The sequence below is a fragment of the Kocuria rhizosphaericola genome (assembly GCF_044462205.1).
In the GTDB taxonomy this organism is placed as follows: domain Bacteria; phylum Actinomycetota; class Actinomycetes; order Actinomycetales; family Micrococcaceae; genus Kocuria; species Kocuria rhizosphaericola.
Genome location: NZ_JBISWK010000034.1, coordinates 50,372 through 67,553 on the forward strand (window position 1 = coordinate 50,372; position 17,182 = coordinate 67,553).

A 17,182-nucleotide genomic window follows, 5' to 3' on the forward strand; every position below is an offset into this window, starting at 1 on the left:
ACGGGTTTTATGGATGTATCCACAAAATCCACGACGAGGAGCTCCGCATGACCATCCAGCTCGGCCTCAACACCTTCGGCGACCTCTACCCCGGGCCCGACGGGCGGATGCTCAGCGGGGCGCAGGTGATCCGCAACGTCGTGGCAGAGGCGGAGCTGGCCGACCGGGTGGGCCTGGACTTCTTCGGCATCGGCGAGCACCACCGGGAGGACTTCGCGGTCTCCTCGCCCGAGACCGTCCTGGCGGGCATCGCCACCGTGACCGAGCGGATCCGCCTGGGCTCCGCGGTGACGGTGCTCAGCTCCGACGACCCGGTGCGCGTCTACCAGCGCTTCGCCACCGTGGACGCCCTCTCCTCGGGCCGTGCCGAGGTCATCCTCGGGCGCGGGTCCTTCACGGAGTCCTTCCCCCTGTTCGGGTACCCCCTCGACGAGTACGAGGCCCTGTTCGAGGAGAAGCTGCAGCTGTTCGACCGGCTCCGCACCGAGGGCGTCATCGACTGGGAGGGCCGGCTGCGCGCGCCGATCCGCGGGCTGGAGGTGCACCCGAAGACCGAGTCCGGCGCGCTGCCCGCGTGGATCGCCGTGGGCGGCTCGCCCAACTCGGTGGTGCGCGCCGCCCACTACGGGCTGCCCGTGATCTTCGCGATCATCGGCGGGAGCCCTGCCGCCTTCGCGCCCTTCGCGGACTACTACCGCCAGGCCCTCGAGCACTTCGACCAGGAGCCGCAGCCGGTGGCCTTCCACTCCCCGGGGTACGTGGCGGAGACCGACGAGCAGGCCCGCGAGGAGTTCTTCCCGCACCAGGCCTACACGCACGCCCGGATCGGCAGGGAGCGCGGCTGGGGCCCGCTGACCCGTGCGGAGTTCGACGCGATGTGCGGACCGGAGGGCGCCTACTTCGTGGGCTCGCCCGAGACCGTGGCCCGCAAGATCGTGCGGTCCTCGGCGGCGCTCGGTGCTGCCCGCTTCGACCTCAAGTACGCGGTGGGCACCCTGGACCACACCCGGATGACGCGCAGCATCGAGCTGTTCGGCACCGAGGTGCGCCGTTACGTCGAGGACATGACCGTCGACCTGCCGGCCGGCGTCACCGGCTGAGCTCCCGCCGTCGGCCCCGTGTCCGGTCCGGGCAGGCCCGGACACGGGGGTCTCAGAACCGCACGGTCACCGCGTCGTGGGGCAGGGTCGTCACCACGGTGGTCCCGACCCCCGCCCGGGAGCGGATCGAGAGTTCGGCCCCCGCGGCGTCGGCGATGTCGCGCATGATGCGCAGCCCGAGATGGCCCTCCGGCGACGAGCGGGAGTCGTCGAAACCGGTGCCGTCGTCGCTGACCGTCATCACCGTGGCCCCGTGCTCCACGCCGAGGTGCAGCGTGACCGTGGAGGCGTGCGCGTGCTTCGAGATGTTGGCGAGGGCCTCCCTCGCCACCTTCAGGAACATCCCCTCCTGGTCCGGTGTGAGGAACACGGCGGGATCGACCTGCACACTGGTGTCGACCCCCCGCTGGGCGAGCGGCTCCGCCAGGTTCGCCATGGCCGTCGGCAGGCCGAGGGCCAGCAGGTCGGGCGAGTAGAGGGCCGTGGTGATCCCGCGCAGCGTGCGCAGGCTGCCCTGCAGGATCGACCGGGTCCGGCCGAGCACGCCGCGCTGATCCGGGCCGGCCTGCATCTCCTGGGCCTCCAGGGCGTAGGAGAGTCCCGCGAGGTCCTGGATCACGTCGTCGTGCAGGTCCCGGGCGACCCGGACGCGCTCCAGCTCGGCGGCGTCCACGGCGTGCTGGAGGAGCCGGGCCCGGGCCGCCCGATGGTCCTGGATCCGCCGGGCCAGACCCACCGCCGGACCGAGCTGGGCCAGTTGGAACAGCACCATGGTCAGCAGGATCGCGGGGGCCATGCCCAGGAGCACGGAGCGCTCCTCCTCGCGCACGATCGCGTCGTCGTAGTAGGCCTCGAAGACCAGCTGCTCGCCGCTGGCGGGGACGAATCCGACGTAGACCTCGACCAGCTGGCCGGCGCGGGACTCGTGGGCGTTCTCCGGGGCCTCCTGGTGCTCGATGGTGGCGACCCCCTCGCCCCGGGCGACCAGGTCCGCGTCCCAGGGCGGGGGACCGAAGTTCTGGCCGACGAGGGAGCGCTCGTCGGAGTAGAGGACCGTGCCGTCCGCGTCCCAGATCTTGATGCGGTGGATGGTGCCGTCCTGGAGCCACGGCTGCAGGCGCTGGTCCAGCTGGATCGCGTCGGCCGTCCCGCCCGAGAGGAGGTCCTCGGTGATCAGGGGTGCGACGGCGTAGTCGGTGAGCCTCTGGGTGGTGCGCAGGACGTGGTCCACGGCGTGCTCCTCGGCGACGGCCCGGATCCACCAGGCCGCCGGCACGGCGGTGACCAGCAGGACCACCAGGCCGGCGAGCAGGAACCTCGCGATCGCCGCCCGCACCTCGGAGTGCTGGGACAGGGAGTCCGGGGCGGTGGCCGGCCAGGTCGGGAACAGGGTCTCGACCCCCGGGGCGGTGCGGCCCCCGTGGGGCAGGGTGCGTCTCATCGGCCGTCCGCCAGCAGACCCAGCCTCGACGCCGCCGCGACCGCTTCGAGCTGGGAGTGCGCGCCCAGCTTGGCGAGGATGGCCTTCACGTAGCCCCGGCAGGTGTTCGGCGTGATGCTCAGCAGCTTCGCGTTCTGGCCCACGCTGTGCCCCTGGGCCATGAGCCGCAGCACCTCCATCTCCCGCTGCGTCAGCGCGGGAGCGTTCCCGGCTGGGCCGGTGCGGCGGCCGGCGTGGGCCGCGGTGAGCAACGACGGGTGGACGATCATGGTGCCGCAGCGGGCGTTGCGGATGGTCTGCAGCAAGGTGGCCAGGGAGCCGTCCTTGGGCAGGAAGGCGCAGATGCCCGTGCCCGCCGCGGTCTCCATCAGGTGCTGGGACGGATCGCCGGTCAGCATGACGATCCGTGTTGCCGGTGCCTCGGCGAGGATGCGGGCCGAGGCCATCACGCCGTCGCCGCCGGAGAGGTGGTAATCCATGACCACGACGTCGGGCCGCAGCGCCGCGCACAGCCGGACGCTCGACTCGACGTCGTCGGCCACGCCGACACTGCGCAGATCCGGTTCCTGGCTCAGCGCGCCGGTCAGCAGCTCCGCGAAGGTGGTGTGGTCGTCGACCACCAGGATCGAGGTGCGCGCGGCGTGTCCCCCTGCAATGTCAGCGTCCATCTCGGACCAGCCCCCCGGCGAACCCCCAACTACGTAGCGGTAGTATGCCGATCGCAAATCCTGGGGGGCAAGCTGGTCGATGTACCCACTTCGGTGGTTGACAAGGGGATACGTCCTGGAACACCACCGTGCGCGCGGTCGCATGGCCGGCCTTCTACGCGGCCGTGCTCAGGGAGCGCCCCAGGAACTCCTGGAGCACCGAGGCCGCCTCCTGCCGGGCGAGCGGAGCGCGGGCGCCGGGCATCCAGTCCGGGTCGCCCAGCTGGCCGTGGAGCACCAGCAGGGCCGTCAGGGCCCGGCCGAGCTCGTTGCCGGTCGCTGCCGTGGCCCGCAGCATGCGGGCGTAGGAGGCCTGCAGCGCCGCGGACGGAGCGCACCCCAGTTCGTGGTCCAGGGTCCGCCGGCACTGCTCGTAGGCCTGCAGGCCCTCGACCGGGCGCCCGGAGCCCTCGAGTCCGAGCACCAGCACCGTCCACGCGCGTTCCTGCAGCAGGTCCTCGACGAGGGCCGCCCGTGCGTGCTGCACGGCCTCGCGGTGGCGGCGCAGCTCGAGGGCGCACTCCGCCGCCGAGACGCGGGCCTCGAGCACGCGGGCGGCGTGCAGCTCGCGCTGGAGCTCCGCCCACTCGCAGCGCAGCTCGTTCTCGAGCAGCGGCGCCGACGCCCGCTCGAGCGCCTCGCACCACAGGGCGTAGGCCTCGTCCGGGCGGCGGCGTCGGGCGCGCTCCACCGCCAGCTCGAACCGGCGCACGTCCAGGTCCACGGCCGCGCCGTCCAGGACGTATCCGCCGTTGGCGGTCCGCAGCGGCCCGCTCCGGCCCGCTCCCGGCTGCAGGCCGCGGCGCAGCACGCTGATGTAGCTCTCGAGGTTCTGCAGCGCGGCGGCCGGCCGCCGGTCCCCCCAGAGGAGCTCGATCAGCCGGTCCTTGGACACCGGGGTGCCCAGTTGCAGCAGCAGGATCTCCAGGATCTGCCGCTGCTTGGGGCCGCCCAGCTCCCGCGCGGTCAGTGTGCGCTCCCCCCGGCGCACCTCCAGCGGCCCCAGGACGCGGACGGACAGCCGTACGCCCGGCCCACTCGTTCCTCCACCATCACCTGTTGTTTTCACGGGTCCCCTTCCCGAAAGTGAACTCCAGTGTGTCTGTGCGAAAGGAAAAGGATCAGCCCCGTCTGAGGGGGTGCGGACCCCCAGAACGGGGGGTCCGTGCAGCGGTCGCCGGGTCCCGGGGCCGGTGCTTCCCGCTGCTGCGGGCGCGGTCGCGACTTCTGCGCGTGCGAGCAACGTTTTCCCAAGGTCGGCTTTCCATCGTGCTGACATGACCACTTCAGCCACGCCCACCGCCGCCGGCCCCGCCGGCGAGGTCCGTCCTGCAGGACGGGCCCGCCGGCGCCGGCTGCTCCCGGCGGTGTTCCTGCTGGGACTCGGTGGCATCCTCGGGGGTGCCGCGCTCGCCCAGGAGGAGGTGCCGAGCACCCCGCTGGGAGCGGTGGCCCCGGTGCCCGGGGGGCTCGCGCGCGTCAACGGCGTCCTGCCGGATGTCGACGTGGCCCCCCGTTCGGGGGACGAGAGGACCGAGGACGGGACGCACCGGGTGCGGGTGCTGCTCGAGCTCACCGCGATGGAGCCGGATGGGATTGACTTCCGGGCCGACGACTGGGTGGTGGAGCGCCTCGGCGGCGGCGTGTCCCCGGTCCTGCGGGCGTCCGTCGCGGAGGAGTCGATCCCGCAGGGGGAGGTCCTGCTGACCGAGCTCGTCGTGGAGGTCCCCGACCGGGCGCTGGAGCTGACCCTCGACGGAGCCGGCGACGCCCGCCTGTCCCTGGGCTCCGACCACCACCGCGGGGGCGGTCCCCGGTGACCGCCCCCGCGCTGCCGGCGGCCGGAACGCGCCGCCACCGGGTGTCCCGGGAGTCCGGGACACCGTCCCTGAGCCTGCTCGAAGGAGAAGTCCGATGACCGTCTCGCGAAGAAATGTCCTGCTGCTCGGAGGCCTGGGCGTCCTGGGCGCCGGCTCGCTCATGGTGCCCACGCGGTCCGTGGACGCCAAGTCCGCCAGCCGGCTCGACGAGTCCGAGATGCCCCGGCCCTTCCGGACGGCGTTCGTCCAGGCCCCGGTGCTGCAGCCCCACGCGCGGACGACCGATCCGGCCGACGGGGCGCCGGTGCACCACTACGTGGTCACCGAGCGGGCCGCCGACGCCCAGATCCTGCCCCGCGCCGGGCTCACCACGCCGATCCTGGGCTACAACGGGATCTTCCCCGGCCCCACCATCAGCCTCGACCGGGGGACCAAGGCGGTGCTGCGCGTGCGCAACCAGCTGCCTCCCACGCACGCTCTGGACGGGCACGTCCTGTCCACCTCGACCCACCTGCACGGGTCCGCGTCCCTGCCGCAGTACGACGGCTACGCCAACGACGTCACGAACCCCGGCTTCTACAAGGACTACCACTACCCGAACTTCCAGTCGGCGCGGACGCTCTGGTACCACGACCACGGCGTGCACTACACGGCGCTCAACGCATACTCCGGCCTGGCCGCGCAGTACCACCTGCACGATCCGCTCGAGCGGGGGCTCCTGCCGCAGGGCCGCTACGACGTGGCCCTCACCATCTCCGACGCGATGTTCGCGGAGGACGGCTCGCTCGGCTACGACGACAACAGCCACTCGGGCCTGTGGGGCGACGTCGTCCTCGTCAACGGGCGGCCGTGGCCGGTCATGAAGGTGCAGAAGCGGGTCTACCGCTTCCGGGTGCTCAACGCCTGCATCTCCCGGTCGCTGCGGCCCACGCTGAGCACGGGCGACCCGATCGCCGTCGTCGGCACGGACGGCGGCCTGGTGCCGGGCACCCAGTTCGTGAACAACTACCGCCACGCCGGGGCGGAGCGCTACGAGCTGCTCATCGACTTCCGCAAGTACCGCACCGGGCAGCGGATCGAGCTGCGCAACCTCTCCAACGACAACAACGTGGACTACGACTACACCCACCAGATCATGGCGTTCGACGTCGTCGACGAACCCGTGGACACCTCCGACCCGACCTGGAACCGGATCCCCGCGCAGCCGGCACCCGGCAACGAGGTGATGGCCCTGACGGCCGGCCAGTCGACGCGGACCCGGCACTTCGAGCTGGACCGCACCAACGGGCTGTGGACCATCAACGGCGTCATCTGGCAGGACGTCATCGCCAGCGGCTACCAGAAGGTGGCCGCGCAGGTGGACGTCGACGCCGTCGAGATCTGGGAGTTCGAGAACAACTCGGGCGGCTGGTACCACCCCCTCCACATCCACCTCGTCGACTTCCAGATCCTCAGCCGCAACGGCAGGTCCTCGTTCACCTACGAGCGCGGGCCCAAGGACGTCGTCTACGTGGGGGAGGGGGAGACCGTCCGGCTGCTCATGAAGTTCGGTCCGCACCAGGGCCGGTACATGATCCACTGCCACAACCTCTCCCACGAGGACCACGACATGATGGTCCAGTTCCGGGTGGGCCTCCAGGAGGGGGAGCCCGACCCCTGGGACCCGATGACGGCGGCACCGGCGAAGTGGGACGACGGATCGGACCTCACCCCCGCCCCGAGCCCGACACCTGCGCTCTCCCCGAGCCCGACGCCGAGTTCGTCGCCGAGCCCGACGCCGACGGCCACCCCCGCCCCGACGCCCTCCCCGAGCCCCTCGCCCACCAGGACCAAGGGCAGAGGATCCGGCGGAGGGGGGCAGAAGCCCCGGTGAGCGCCCCGGCCGCCGGGCCGTCCCGACGACTCCTGGCCGGGCGGGCAGGGACCGCCGCGGGGCTGCTGGCCGTCGCGTCGGTCGTCGCCCTCCGGATGTGGGCGGTCGAGCCCCTCGCCGTCGGCTCCGACAGCATGGAGCCGACCCTGCCGGAGGGCGGCCTGGTACTGCTCCTGAAGAGCGGCTCCCCGGAGGAGCGGGCCGTGCCGGGGTCCCTGGTGGTCTTCGCGGATCCCTGGGACGGGCACAGCACCGTCAAACGGGTCGTGGCCGCCGCGGGGCAGACCGTGGCCATCGAGGACTCCGTCCTGGTGGTCGACGGCGCACCCGTCCCCGAGCCGTTCGTCGACCACGGCCGGATCGACGGCACCTGGTTCGGCCCCGTCACCGTCCCACCGGAGCACGTCTTCGTCCTGGGCGACAACCGCTCCCCGTCCGTGGACTCCCGCGACTACGGCAGCGTCCCCCTCTCCGTCGTCGAGGCCACGGTCCTGCTGCCCCGGGGGCCGTGACGCACCCGAGCTCCCTCGGGTGCGCGGTCCAAGGCTTTTCCAACTGCCCTCGTCTTCACTGGCATCCACCGATGCGAATACCGGGCCCGTCGTGGCGGGCCGTGCCGGAAGGAACCACCATGAACCCCCTGGACACCGCGAACACCCCGGCCGTCATGACGAGCGCCCCCGGTCTCTCGCGCCGGGGCGTCCTCGCCGGGCTGGCCGCCGGGCTCGTCGCCCTGCCGGCCGTGGACGCGCCGGCCCACGCGGCGCCGCGCAAGCCGGCCTCTGCCGGCGCGGTCCTCTCGGGTGGGGGCGGCCACGGGGCGGCCCACCTGCGGGGGGTCGACGTCGCGGTGACGGCCGGGCGGCGGACCGAGGGGCGTTTCGGCGTGATGTTCCCGAAGCTGTCCGGCTTCGCGCCCGACGACGCCCTGCTGGAGCACCTCGCCCACCGGATGATCGACCGGACCCCGCCGCTGAGCGACGTGTCCCTGAGCAACGACGGCTTCGACAACCCGGACATGCCCGCGGGCTTCGCCTACCTGGGCCAGTTCATCGACCACGACATGACCCTCGACCTGACCGCGCTGCCGGAGCAGCAGGTCGACCCGAAGGGCCTGACCAACTTCGACACGCCTTTCTTCGACCTCGGCTCCGTCTACGGGCGGGGGCCGGCGGCCGACCCGCAGCTCTACGACCCGGCGGACCCGCGGAGGATGCGCATCGGGGCGACCCCGGACGGCCTGGCGGATCTGCCGCGGCACGCGGACGGGACGGCCGTCATCGGTGACCACCGCAACGACGAGAACCTCATCGTCTGCCAGCTGCACCTCGCCTTCCTGCAGCTGCACAACCGGTTCGTGGACTCCGGGGCGTCGTTCGAGGAGGCCAGGCGGCTGACCCGCTGGCACTTCCAGTGGCTGATCGTGCACGACTTCCTGCCCCACGTGGTGGGCCGGCCTCTGGTCGAGAGCATGCTGGGGACCGACGGGCGGGGCGCCGTGACCGTGGACCGGCGGTTCTACAAGCCGGGGAACCCCGGCCGGCCGATGATGCCCATCGAGTACTCCGTGGGCGCCTACCGGTTCGGGCACAGCATGGTCCGGGCCGAGTACGAGATGCACGACGAGGTCACCATGCCGTTCTTCGGGCTCCCGGGCCACGACCTCCGCGGTGCGCGGCCGATCCCCTCGACCGCCCGGGCCGACTGGAACTACTTCTTCGAGATCCCCGGCATGAGCGCCCCGGACGACCGCAACATGACCCGGCTCATCGACACGAAGCTCGCGCTGCCGCTGGCCGAGCTTCCGCCGACCGTGGTCAAGCACGCCGACGGGGCGATCCTCAACCTGGCCCAGCGCAACCTGCTGCGCGGCAAGCGGCTCGGCCTGCCGGCCGGTCAGGACGTCGCCAGGGCCATGGGCGTCACACCGATCCCGAACGACCGGCTGGGCCTGACGGAACGGGGCTGGAACGGCAGGGCCCCGCTGTGGTTCTACGTGCTGAAGGAGGCGGAGCTGACGGGTGGCCGCACGCTCGGTCCCGTGGGAGGACGGATCGTCGCCGAGGTGATCCTCGGCATCCTCTCCCTGGACCGTTCCTCGTTCCTCAACGCCGCCACGCCCTGGACACCGGCGACGACCCCTTTCGCCTGCGGCGACCTCCTCCGGATGGCCGGGGTCGTCCGGGAGGGGCTCGCCCCGGAGGAGGACGAGCTCCCCGAGGACGGGGCGCCCGAGAAGGGGGCGCCCGAGGAGGAGGCGCCGGAGGGTGAGGTGCCGAAGGGTGAGGTGCCGGACCCAGCGCTCCCCGAGGGCTCCTGAGCGACCCGCTCCGGAGCGAGCTGCCTCCGGCCGGCCCGCCGCTGAGTACACGGATGCGTGTACCGTGGGAGCATGACCTCGGTGACCCTCACCCACGCCGCCGCCCTGACCCGGCTGGGCCACGCCCTGTCCGAGGGCGTCCGCACCCGGATCCTGCTGAGCCTGCGGGAGGCCCCGGCCCGTCCCTCGGACCTGGCCGGGGCCCTGGGCGTGTCGAAGCAGGTGGTCTCCAACCAGCTCGCGTGTCTGCGCGGCTGCGGCCTCGTCGAGGCCACCCGGGAGGGACGCAGCACCTGGTACCGGCTGGCCGACCCCCGCCTGGGCGGCGCCCTCGGGGACCTGCTGGACCTGGTGGTCACCGTGGACCCCGTCTGCTGCTCACCGGAAGGCTGCACCTGCGCATGAGCTCGACCTCTCTCGGGCCCGAGCCCGTCACGGCGGCCCGGCGGGCGATCCTGCACCGGAGGGTGCGGTGGATCGTGGCCGGCACCATCACCTACAACGTCCTCGAGGCGATCATCGCGCTCACCGCCGGCGCCGTGGCGTCCTCCTCGGCGCTGATCGGCTTCGGCCTGGACTCCGTCGTCGAGGTGCTGTCCGCGGCCGCGGTGGCCTGGCAGTTCGCCGCTCCCGACCCGCACCGCCGGGAGCGGGCGACCATGCGGGTGATCGCGTTCTCGTTCTTCGGACTCGCCGCCTTCGTCACCGTCGACGCCCTGCGCGCCCTGCTCGGCGCGGCCGAGCCGGAGCACTCCCCGGTCGGGATCGGGCTGGCGGCGGTGAGCCTGGTGGTCATGCCGCTGCTCTCCTGGTTCGAGCGCCGCACCGGCCGGGAACTGGGCTCCGCCTCCGCGGTGGCCGACTCCAAGCAGACCCTGCTGTGCACGTACCTCTCGGCCGTGCTGCTGGTGGGCCTGGTCCTCAACAGCACGATGGGCTGGAGCTGGGCCGACCCGGTGGCCGCGCTGGTGATCGCCGCCGTGGCGGTGCGGGAGGGTCTGGAGGCCTGGCGGGGCGACGCCTGCTGCACCCCCGTCGCGGTGCTCACCGCCGCCGACGACGCCCAGGACGGTGCGCACTGCGGTGGCTGCGGCCCCGGCTGCTCCTGCTGCGACCACTGACCCCGCCGCCCCTGACCCCCTGATCCCGCCGCTGTCCCGGCGGTCTCGCCGACCGCCGCCGGTCCCGCCGAGCACCCGGCGCGCCGCAGGCAGGGCGGGGGATGGCCTGGGGCCGCGGGGCGCCCTGGGAACGCACAGGGGCCGGCCCGTGCGCCGAGGGGGTCGGGGCACGGGCCGGCTGGAGGGAGTGCTGTCTCAGACGCTCATCCGGTGCCCACCACCCCCCTCGCCTCTCCGCCGCGCGTGGACTGCACGAGCACGGCCGAGATCTGCCGGCCCGGGCCGGGCTTGGCCCGATACTCCCAGTTGCCGAGCGAGTCCACCGGCGCGGAGCCGATCTTGACGGGCGCGCCCGAGGTCGTGTCGTAGACGTTCACCGACGTGGCCGGGTTCAGCAGGGACGGCGCGCCGGGGACGAGCGCCGTGCCGCTGATCCGCAGCTCCTTGCCGACCCGGTGCCGGGAGGCCGCCGCGACGGTCACCACGTCGTCGCTCTTCAGGGTGATCGTGGCGGGGGTGCTCGAGGCCCCGGCCGCGTCGGTGACCACCAGCTGCAGGACCGGGTCCTCGTCCGGGGCCGCCGGGGCCGTGGCCGAGACCGCGGTGAAGAACGGCACCACGACCTTGGGCCGGGCCACGGTCCGGTCGCTGAACCTCACCTCGGGCCCGCTCAGCTGCGACCACTCGTAGCCGACCGCGTTCGTGGACCCGCTGCCGTCCAGCTCCGTGGCCGTCCCGCGGGCGACCGAGCCCGGCAGGGCCGCGACGGCCGCGGTGGCCGCCGGCTGCTCGACGTCGGGGTTGTCCGGGGTGCTGCCGTCCGTGACGGGACCGGGGTCCGGTGCGGGCTCGATCGGATCCTCCCCGACCGGGGAGGCCTCCCCGCCGGTCACCACCACGGGCACGGTGGTCCTGCTCGTCCCGGAGGTGGAGACCGTGGCCTCGACCGGGGGAGCGGCCGTGGCGAACGAGCCCCTGAAGACGTTCGCGGTGCCGGTGGCCTCGAGCGCGCCGAAGCCGGCGACCTCCGGGGCGGTCCCGGAGGAGGACGTCGCCTCGACGGTCAGGGCGGTGCCGTCGTAGGTCGCGGCCGTGGCGACCGAGACGTCGGTGACGGCGACCTCGGCGCTGCTCACGGGATTGTCGCCGAGGTTCCGGACCGTCACGCTCGCCGGTGCGGCGCCCGTGTACGCGATCCGGGCGTAGGCGCGCTCCGAGTCGCCCTCGTCCTTCTCCATGGGCGTGGTGCTGAAGACGCCGTCCTGGCCGACGACCTCGAGCTGGTCCCCGCGGCTGGTGGCGAAGACGTCGATGTGGCCTCCGCCGGCGACGGCCCGGTCGGCCTGGACCCCCGTGTTGGTGGAGAGCTTGCCCATCACGGAGAACTGGTCGTTGCGGGCGGTGGCGCCGTCCGCGGTCGTCACCTCGAAGAAGTTCGTGCCGAGCGGGCTGCCGGTCACCGTGTGCGCCACGTCGGGGTTCCCGAGGTAGCCCTCGGGCGCCCCGCTGTCCCACTGCAGGAACGGCCCGATGTCCCCCTTGAGCGGCGTCCGGAAGTTGCCGACGGCTGGAGAGACGTCCTCCACCAGGCGTCCGCGGCCGCGCTCGTCGGTGTCGACCGTGACCGTGCCGTAGGGGTGCGTGAACGTCAGGGTGGTGTTGGGCGCGGCGCCGTCCACGTCGACGCGCTGGCGGGCGAAGACGACCTGGTCCCCGGCGATCGGGTTCTCGTTGGCGAAGGCCGCCTCCAGGGCGAGGGTGAGGACCGCGTCCCCGCCGCCGGGCACGGCGACGTCGGACCCGGCGAGCATGTAGAAGGCCTCGCCGGGGAAGTTGTCCGGGAAGGAGATGGGCCTCAGTGGGTCCGGGACGTCCCCGGGCGGGAAGGCGCACAGCGGGTTGTCGGCCTCCAGGCACAGCTCCGTGCGGACCTTGCTGCTGTCCTCGTACCAGGCGGGGAACCCGTGCTCGGTGTTCACGGGCCCCACGGCGGTCAGCCCGCCCGGGTTGCGCTGGACGACCTCGGTGGCGGCGACCGACGCGCTGACGCCGGTGGCACCGAGCAGGAGCGCGGCCGCCGCGGCGACCGTGCGCCGGCCGCGGGGGTGCTGTGGCGGGTCCCGCAGCAGTTCGCGGGGACCGGTGGAGGTGCTCATGATGTCTCCTCGAGTAGCGACAGTGCTGATAGCGCGAATATGCGAAGTCACACTTGAGAAAACCCTGTGGCACCGTGCCGCGGCGCGGTGCTGCCACGGTGGGGAGGGACCCGGCCCCGACGCGCGACGTCACACCGGGGCCGGAGGAGGTTCTGCCGTGCTCAGCCCCGCAGCCGGGCCACGGCGTCCTCCTGGCCGAGGAGGTCCTGGCGCATCTCCTCCTCGAGGAAGGCCAGCAGCGCGCGGGACAGGTCCGTGTTCTCGGAGGCCACGGCGTCCCGGGCCACGGCGCCCCGGAAGTCGTGGGCGAACGCGTCGATCGCGGTCTGGGACACGCAGCTGTGCGTGGAGATCCCGCACAGCACCACGTCGGTGGCGCCCAGGTTGCGCAGCCGGGCCGCGAGGTCGGTGCCGAAGAACGCGCTGTCCCGGGTCTTGACCAGGCCCGTGCCGCCCTCGGTGTCGAGGCCGGCCACGTACGCGGACTGCTCCGTGCCGGGGAACGCGAAGCCCTGCCCGTCGTCGTGCATGTTGACGGTCCACGTGGAGCGGTCCCGCTCGTGCTGAGTGCGGATCAGCACGATCGGGCAGTCGCCGTCGCGGGCCGCCCGGATCAGCTCGTTGACCTTCTCCGTCACGGACTCCCGCTGCTCCTCGAGCTCGGGGAAGTCGAAGTACGAGTTCTGCATGTCGATGACGAGCAGGGCGGTGCGGCCCTGCGCCGGGTGCTGGGTCATGGCGTCCTCTCCGATGAGGGAGATCCCGAGGGAGCTCCCGTGGGCAACGGGTCCGATCAGCAAACTTACTACCCATGGGCCGACGGCTCCACCTGGTCGCGGGAGCCGTCAGCGCAGCGCCGCGCGGACCTCGGGCCGGCTCGCGACGACCAGCCACAGGACGTTGACCGCCACCAGGGCAATGGTGCTCAGCCCGGGCAGCAGGTGCCCGCCGAGGAGGTACACGGCCAGGTCGAACACGTCGCCCAGCACGGCCAGGGAGCAGAAGACGATGCCGAGGACCCACCCCCACTGCATCTGCTCGCGCAGGGGGAACCACACGAGCGCGTAGAGCGCCGCCGTCAGCACTACGCCGAACAGCATCACGGCCGCGGCCAGCCCGCCCCCGGGGAGGCCCGGGACCCGGACCACGTCCTCCAGGCCGGGCAGCGTGCTGGGCCCCACGGCCGTCTCCACGAGGCTGTTCGCCACGCTCACCGCGAGGGACAGCAGGGTGAGCCGCAGCAGCAGCCGCAGCTGGGCGGTCATCGGGGGCCGGGGCGGCACCATCATGGGGCCCGGTCCGCCGGGGACCTGCGGGGGCTGCCCGTCGCCCGGACGGTGCGGGCCACCGGGACCGTGCGGGGTCTGGCTCATGGGCGGTGCCTCCTGGTGCGTGCGAGGTGTGCTCACCGCCGAACCTACCGCCCCCGGGGTCCGCCCGGCACGGGTTTCCCCGGGGGCGTTCTGCGAGGGCGTCCAGCGGGGCCTCTGGCGAGAACGGTCCCGTGCGACGTGGATCACCCGGGGTAGGCTGGCACGGTAGGCACCGACGGCGCGACCGCTCGTCGGTCGTGCGCGCAACCGTGACGACCGACCAGCCAGGAGCAGCCGCGACATGACGACTCAGCACGACCGCCCCGCCGCCCCCGACCGCCGTCCGGCCGGGGGGATCGACGCACCGCTGCGTGCGGACGTCCGCCGCATCACGACCCTGCTGGGGGAGACCCTGGCGCGCCAGCGCGGCGAGGAGCTGCTGGAGCTGGTCGAGGAGGTCCGCGGTCTCACCAAGGACGCGAAGGCCTCCGGGGCCGACGACGCCGCGGCCCAGGTCCGCGACCTGCTCGGCTCCCTCCCCCTCGACCGGGCGACGGACCTCGTGCGGGCCTTCGCCCACTACTTCCACCTGGCCAACGCCGCCGAGCAGGTGCACCGCGTGCGCGTGCTCGGCCGCCGTCCGGAGGACGAGGGATGGCTCGCCGCGGCCGTCACCGACGTCGCCGCCGAGGCCGGTACCGACGCCCTGCGGGAGGCGGTGGGCAGCCTGGACGTCCGGCCCGTGTTCACCGCGCACCCCACCGAGGCCTCCCGGCGCTCCGTGCTGACCAAGATCCGGCACCTCTCCGACATCCTGGCCCGCGAGACCCCCGAGGGCTCCGCCGCGCGCCGCAGCCAGGACCGGCGTCTCGCCGAGCTGATCGAGCTCCTGTGGCAGACCGACGAGCTGCGCCAGAACCGCCCCACCCCGCTCGACGAGGCCCGCAACGCCCTGTACTACCTGCGGGAGGTCCTCGTCGACACCATGCCCGTGCTGCTCGCGGACCTCGAGGACCAGCTGTCACAGCACGACGTGCACCTGCCGGCCGGCCCGCCGCCCCTGCGCTTCGGGTCCTGGATCGGCGGTGACCGGGACGGCAACCCCAACGTGACCCCGGAGATGACCCGCAGGGTCCTCCAGCTGCAGGGGCAGGCGGCCGTCGACATCGCCCTGAGCTTCCTGGACCTGCTGGTCTCCCGGCTGTCCCCCTCCACCGCCATCGTCGAGGTCGACCCCGAGCTCCGGGAGTCCGTGGAGCAGGACGTGGCCCACCTGCCCGGCCTGGACCCGAGGGTGCTGGAGCTCAACGCGCAGGAGCCCTACCGGCTCAAGCTCACCTGCATCAAGGCCAAGCTGATCAACACCCGCCGCCGGTTCGCGGAGGAGACCGTCCACGAGCCGGGCAGGGACTACCGGACCACGGCCGAGCTCGTGGCCGACCTCGACGTGGTGGCCCGCTCGCTGCGCCACAACGCGGGCGCGCTCGCCGCCGACGGCGCCCTCGCCGCGGCGACCCGGACCATCGCGGGCTTCGGCCTGGGCCTGGCCACCCTCGACGTCCGCGAGCACGCCGACGCCCACCACGAGGCCGTGGGGCAGCTGCTGGACCGGCTGGGGGAGCTCGAGCAGCCCTACGCGGACATGGACCGCGCCGCGCGCGCCGCGGCGCTCTCCGGGGAGCTCGCCGGCCGCCGGCCCCTCGCCCCGCCAGGGCTCGCCACGGGTGCCGTGCACCTCGACGGTGACGCGGACCGGACCTTCGCCGTCTTCCGGGAGATCGCCCGGGCCCAGGAGACCTACGGCGAGGAGATCGTCGAGACCTACATCGTGTCCATGACCCGCGACGCGGACGACATTCTCGCCCCCGTGATCCTGGCCCGCGAGGCCGGGCTGGTGGACCTCACGGGCGAGCAGGACCGCGCCACCCTCGGCTTCGCGCCGCTGCTGGAGACCGTCCAGGAGCTGCGCCGCTCCGCTGAGGTCATCGACGAGCTGCTCTCCGACCCCGCCTACCGGCGGGTGGTCGCCGCCCGCGGGGACATCCAGGAGGTCATGCTCGGCTACTCCGACTCCAACAAGGAGTCCGGGGTGATGACCAGCCGGTGGGAGATCCACCGGACGGAGCGGCGGCTGCGCGACGTCGCCGCCCGGCACGGGGTGCGGCTGCGGCTCTTCCACGGCCGCGGCGGGTCCGTGGGCCGCGGCGGCGGGCCCACCCACGACGCCATCCTGGCCCAGCCCAGCGGCGTCCTGGCCGGCGAGATCAAGTTCACCGAGCAGGGCGAGGTGATCAGCGACAAGTTCTCCCTGCCCGCGCTGGCCCGCGAGAACCTGGAGCTGTCCCTGGCCGCCGTGCTGCGCGCCACCGCGCTGCACCAGGACCCGCGCTCCACCGAGGAGGAGCTCACCCGGTGGGGCGAGGTCATGGACGTGGTCAGCGACGCCGCCTTCGCCGCCTACCAGGGCCTCGTCGAGGACCCCGACCTGCCGGAGTACTTCCTCTCCGCCACCCCGGTGGAGCAGCTCGGCGCGCTGAACATCGGCTCCCGCCCGGCCAAGCGCCCGTCGTCGGACAAGGGCCTGTCCGGGCTGCGGGCCATTCCGTGGGTCTTCGGCTGGACGCAGTCCCGCCAGATCGTGCCGGGCTGGTTCGGCGTGGGCTCGGGCCTGCGCGCCGCCCGCGAGGCGGGGCTCGAGGAGGACCTTCGGACCATGCTGGAGCGCTGGCACTTCTTCCGCTCCGTGATCTCCAACGTGGAGATGACCGTGGCCAAGACCGACCTGGAGATCGCCGCCCACTACGTCCGGGCGCTCGTGCCCGAGCGGCTCCAGCACGTGTTCGAGGCGATCCGCCGCGAGTACGAGCTCACCCTCGACGAGCTGGCCCGGCTCACCGGGCAGCAGGAGCTGCTGGACGGCAACCCCACCCTGAAGCAGACCCTCGAGGTGCGGGACCAGTACCTCGACCCCATCTCCTACCTGCAGGTCGAGCTGCTGCGCCGGATCCGGGAGCAGGACGCCGGGGGCCAGGAGGTCGACGAAGGACTGCAGCGGGCCCTGCTCATCACCATCAACGGCGTGGCCGCCGGTCTGCGCAACACCGGCTGATCGCCCCGGCCGGGCCGCGGGGGCCGGCCCGCGCGGCCCGCCCCCGCGTCCGGGGCGCCGTTTCTCGCCGGAGGCAGGCAGGAGCGGCGGAGCGGATGGCGGTGTGCAGGGCCTGCTCGTCGAGGGAGCCCGGGTTGGCGGTGGCCTCGTCGAGCAGCAGCAGCGGAGTGTCCGCGAACACCACGCCCAGGACGCTCGAGCCGATCCCGGCGACGAGCACCG

At 73.2% G+C, this 17,182-nt stretch carries 15 protein-coding genes; 8 read left to right on the forward strand and 7 right to left on the reverse strand.

Annotated features, from left to right (window positions below):
* The first annotated feature begins 47 nt into the window (after positions 1-47).
* Positions 48-1,100, forward strand: a complete 1,053-nt coding sequence (locus ACH9D2_RS03505) for an Atu2307/SP_0267 family LLM class monooxygenase (RefSeq protein WP_396361368.1) — start codon at positions 48-50, stop codon at positions 1,098-1,100.
* Positions 1,101-1,152: 52 nt separating this feature from the next.
* Here the strand turns inward: ACH9D2_RS03505 and ACH9D2_RS03510 are convergent, their stop codons facing one another.
* The 3 genes from ACH9D2_RS03510 to ACH9D2_RS03520 all read right to left on the reverse strand — a co-directional run bounded on the left by ACH9D2_RS03510 (position 1,153) and on the right by ACH9D2_RS03520 (position 4,317).
* Positions 1,153-2,541 carry a sensor histidine kinase gene (locus ACH9D2_RS03510; RefSeq protein WP_396361369.1) on the reverse strand — a complete coding sequence of 463 codons (1,389 nt, stop codon included), beginning with the start codon at positions 2,539-2,541 and terminating at the stop codon, positions 1,153-1,155.
* Complete coding sequence (locus ACH9D2_RS03515) at positions 2,538-3,209, reverse strand: response regulator transcription factor (RefSeq protein WP_396361370.1); 672 nt, start codon at positions 3,207-3,209, stop codon at positions 2,538-2,540. Before ACH9D2_RS03515 ends, ACH9D2_RS03510 begins: the two co-directional genes overlap by 4 nt.
* Positions 3,210-3,363: 154 nt before the next feature.
* The gene (locus ACH9D2_RS03520; protein ID WP_396361371.1) at positions 3,364-4,317 is read right to left on the reverse strand and encodes an AfsR/SARP family transcriptional regulator; all 954 of its coding nucleotides are present in this window, start codon (positions 4,315-4,317) and stop codon (positions 3,364-3,366) included.
* A gap of 208 nt (positions 4,318-4,525) precedes the next feature.
* Between ACH9D2_RS03520 and ACH9D2_RS03525 the strand changes: the two genes are divergently transcribed.
* The 6 genes from ACH9D2_RS03525 (at position 4,526) to ACH9D2_RS03550 (ending at position 10,382) form a co-directional block, all read left to right on the forward strand.
* Positions 4,526-5,068 carry a hypothetical protein gene (locus tag ACH9D2_RS03525; RefSeq protein WP_396361372.1) on the forward strand — a complete coding sequence of 181 codons (543 nt, stop codon included), beginning with the start codon at positions 4,526-4,528 and terminating at the stop codon, positions 5,066-5,068.
* A 94-nt stretch (positions 5,069-5,162) separates the two neighbouring features.
* Positions 5,163-6,941 carry a multicopper oxidase family protein gene (locus tag ACH9D2_RS03530; protein WP_396361373.1) on the forward strand — a complete coding sequence of 593 codons (1,779 nt, stop codon included), beginning with the start codon at positions 5,163-5,165 and terminating at the stop codon, positions 6,939-6,941.
* A complete protein-coding gene (lepB, locus tag ACH9D2_RS03535; RefSeq protein ID WP_396361374.1) occupies positions 6,938-7,453 on the forward strand; it encodes a signal peptidase I in 516 nt (171 codons plus the stop codon). Before ACH9D2_RS03530 ends, lepB begins: the two co-directional genes overlap by 4 nt.
* A gap of 119 nt (positions 7,454-7,572) precedes the next feature.
* Entirely contained in the window at positions 7,573-9,261 is a 1,689-nt protein-coding gene (locus ACH9D2_RS03540) for a peroxidase family protein (RefSeq protein ID WP_396361375.1), read from the forward strand.
* Between the two features lie 72 nt (positions 9,262-9,333).
* Positions 9,334-9,666 (forward strand): ArsR/SmtB family transcription factor, encoded by a 333-nt coding sequence (locus ACH9D2_RS03545; RefSeq protein WP_396361376.1) that lies wholly within the window; start codon positions 9,334-9,336, stop codon positions 9,664-9,666.
* The gene (locus tag ACH9D2_RS03550) at positions 9,663-10,382 is read left to right on the forward strand and encodes a cation transporter (protein ID WP_396361377.1); all 720 of its coding nucleotides are present in this window, start codon (positions 9,663-9,665) and stop codon (positions 10,380-10,382) included. The genes ACH9D2_RS03545 and ACH9D2_RS03550 overlap by 4 nt, the downstream gene beginning before the upstream one ends.
* A gap of 203 nt (positions 10,383-10,585) precedes the next feature.
* Here ACH9D2_RS03550 and ACH9D2_RS03555 read toward each other — a convergent pair whose 3' ends face one another.
* The 3 genes from ACH9D2_RS03555 to ACH9D2_RS03565 form a co-directional block, all read right to left on the reverse strand.
* Positions 10,586-12,538, reverse strand: coding sequence for a hypothetical protein (locus ACH9D2_RS03555; RefSeq protein WP_396361378.1), 1,953 nt, complete (start codon positions 12,536-12,538; stop codon positions 10,586-10,588).
* A gap of 161 nt (positions 12,539-12,699) precedes the next feature.
* The gene (locus tag ACH9D2_RS03560) at positions 12,700-13,275 is read right to left on the reverse strand and encodes a cysteine hydrolase family protein (protein WP_396361379.1); all 576 of its coding nucleotides are present in this window, start codon (positions 13,273-13,275) and stop codon (positions 12,700-12,702) included.
* 108 nt (positions 13,276-13,383) lie between these two features.
* Positions 13,384-13,911, reverse strand: coding sequence for a hypothetical protein (locus ACH9D2_RS03565; protein ID WP_396361380.1), 528 nt, complete (start codon positions 13,909-13,911; stop codon positions 13,384-13,386).
* Positions 13,912-14,152: 241 nt separating this feature from the next.
* Between ACH9D2_RS03565 and ppc the strand changes: the two genes are divergently transcribed.
* A complete protein-coding gene (gene ppc / locus ACH9D2_RS03570; RefSeq protein WP_396361381.1) occupies positions 14,153-16,960 on the forward strand; it encodes a phosphoenolpyruvate carboxylase in 2,808 nt (935 codons plus the stop codon).
* Here the strand turns inward: ppc and ACH9D2_RS03575 are convergent.
* A complete protein-coding gene (locus tag ACH9D2_RS03575) occupies positions 16,923-17,180 on the reverse strand; it encodes a hypothetical protein (protein WP_396361382.1) in 258 nt (85 codons plus the stop codon). The genes ppc and ACH9D2_RS03575 overlap by 38 nt on opposite strands.
* Positions 17,181-17,182 lie beyond the last annotated feature (2 nt).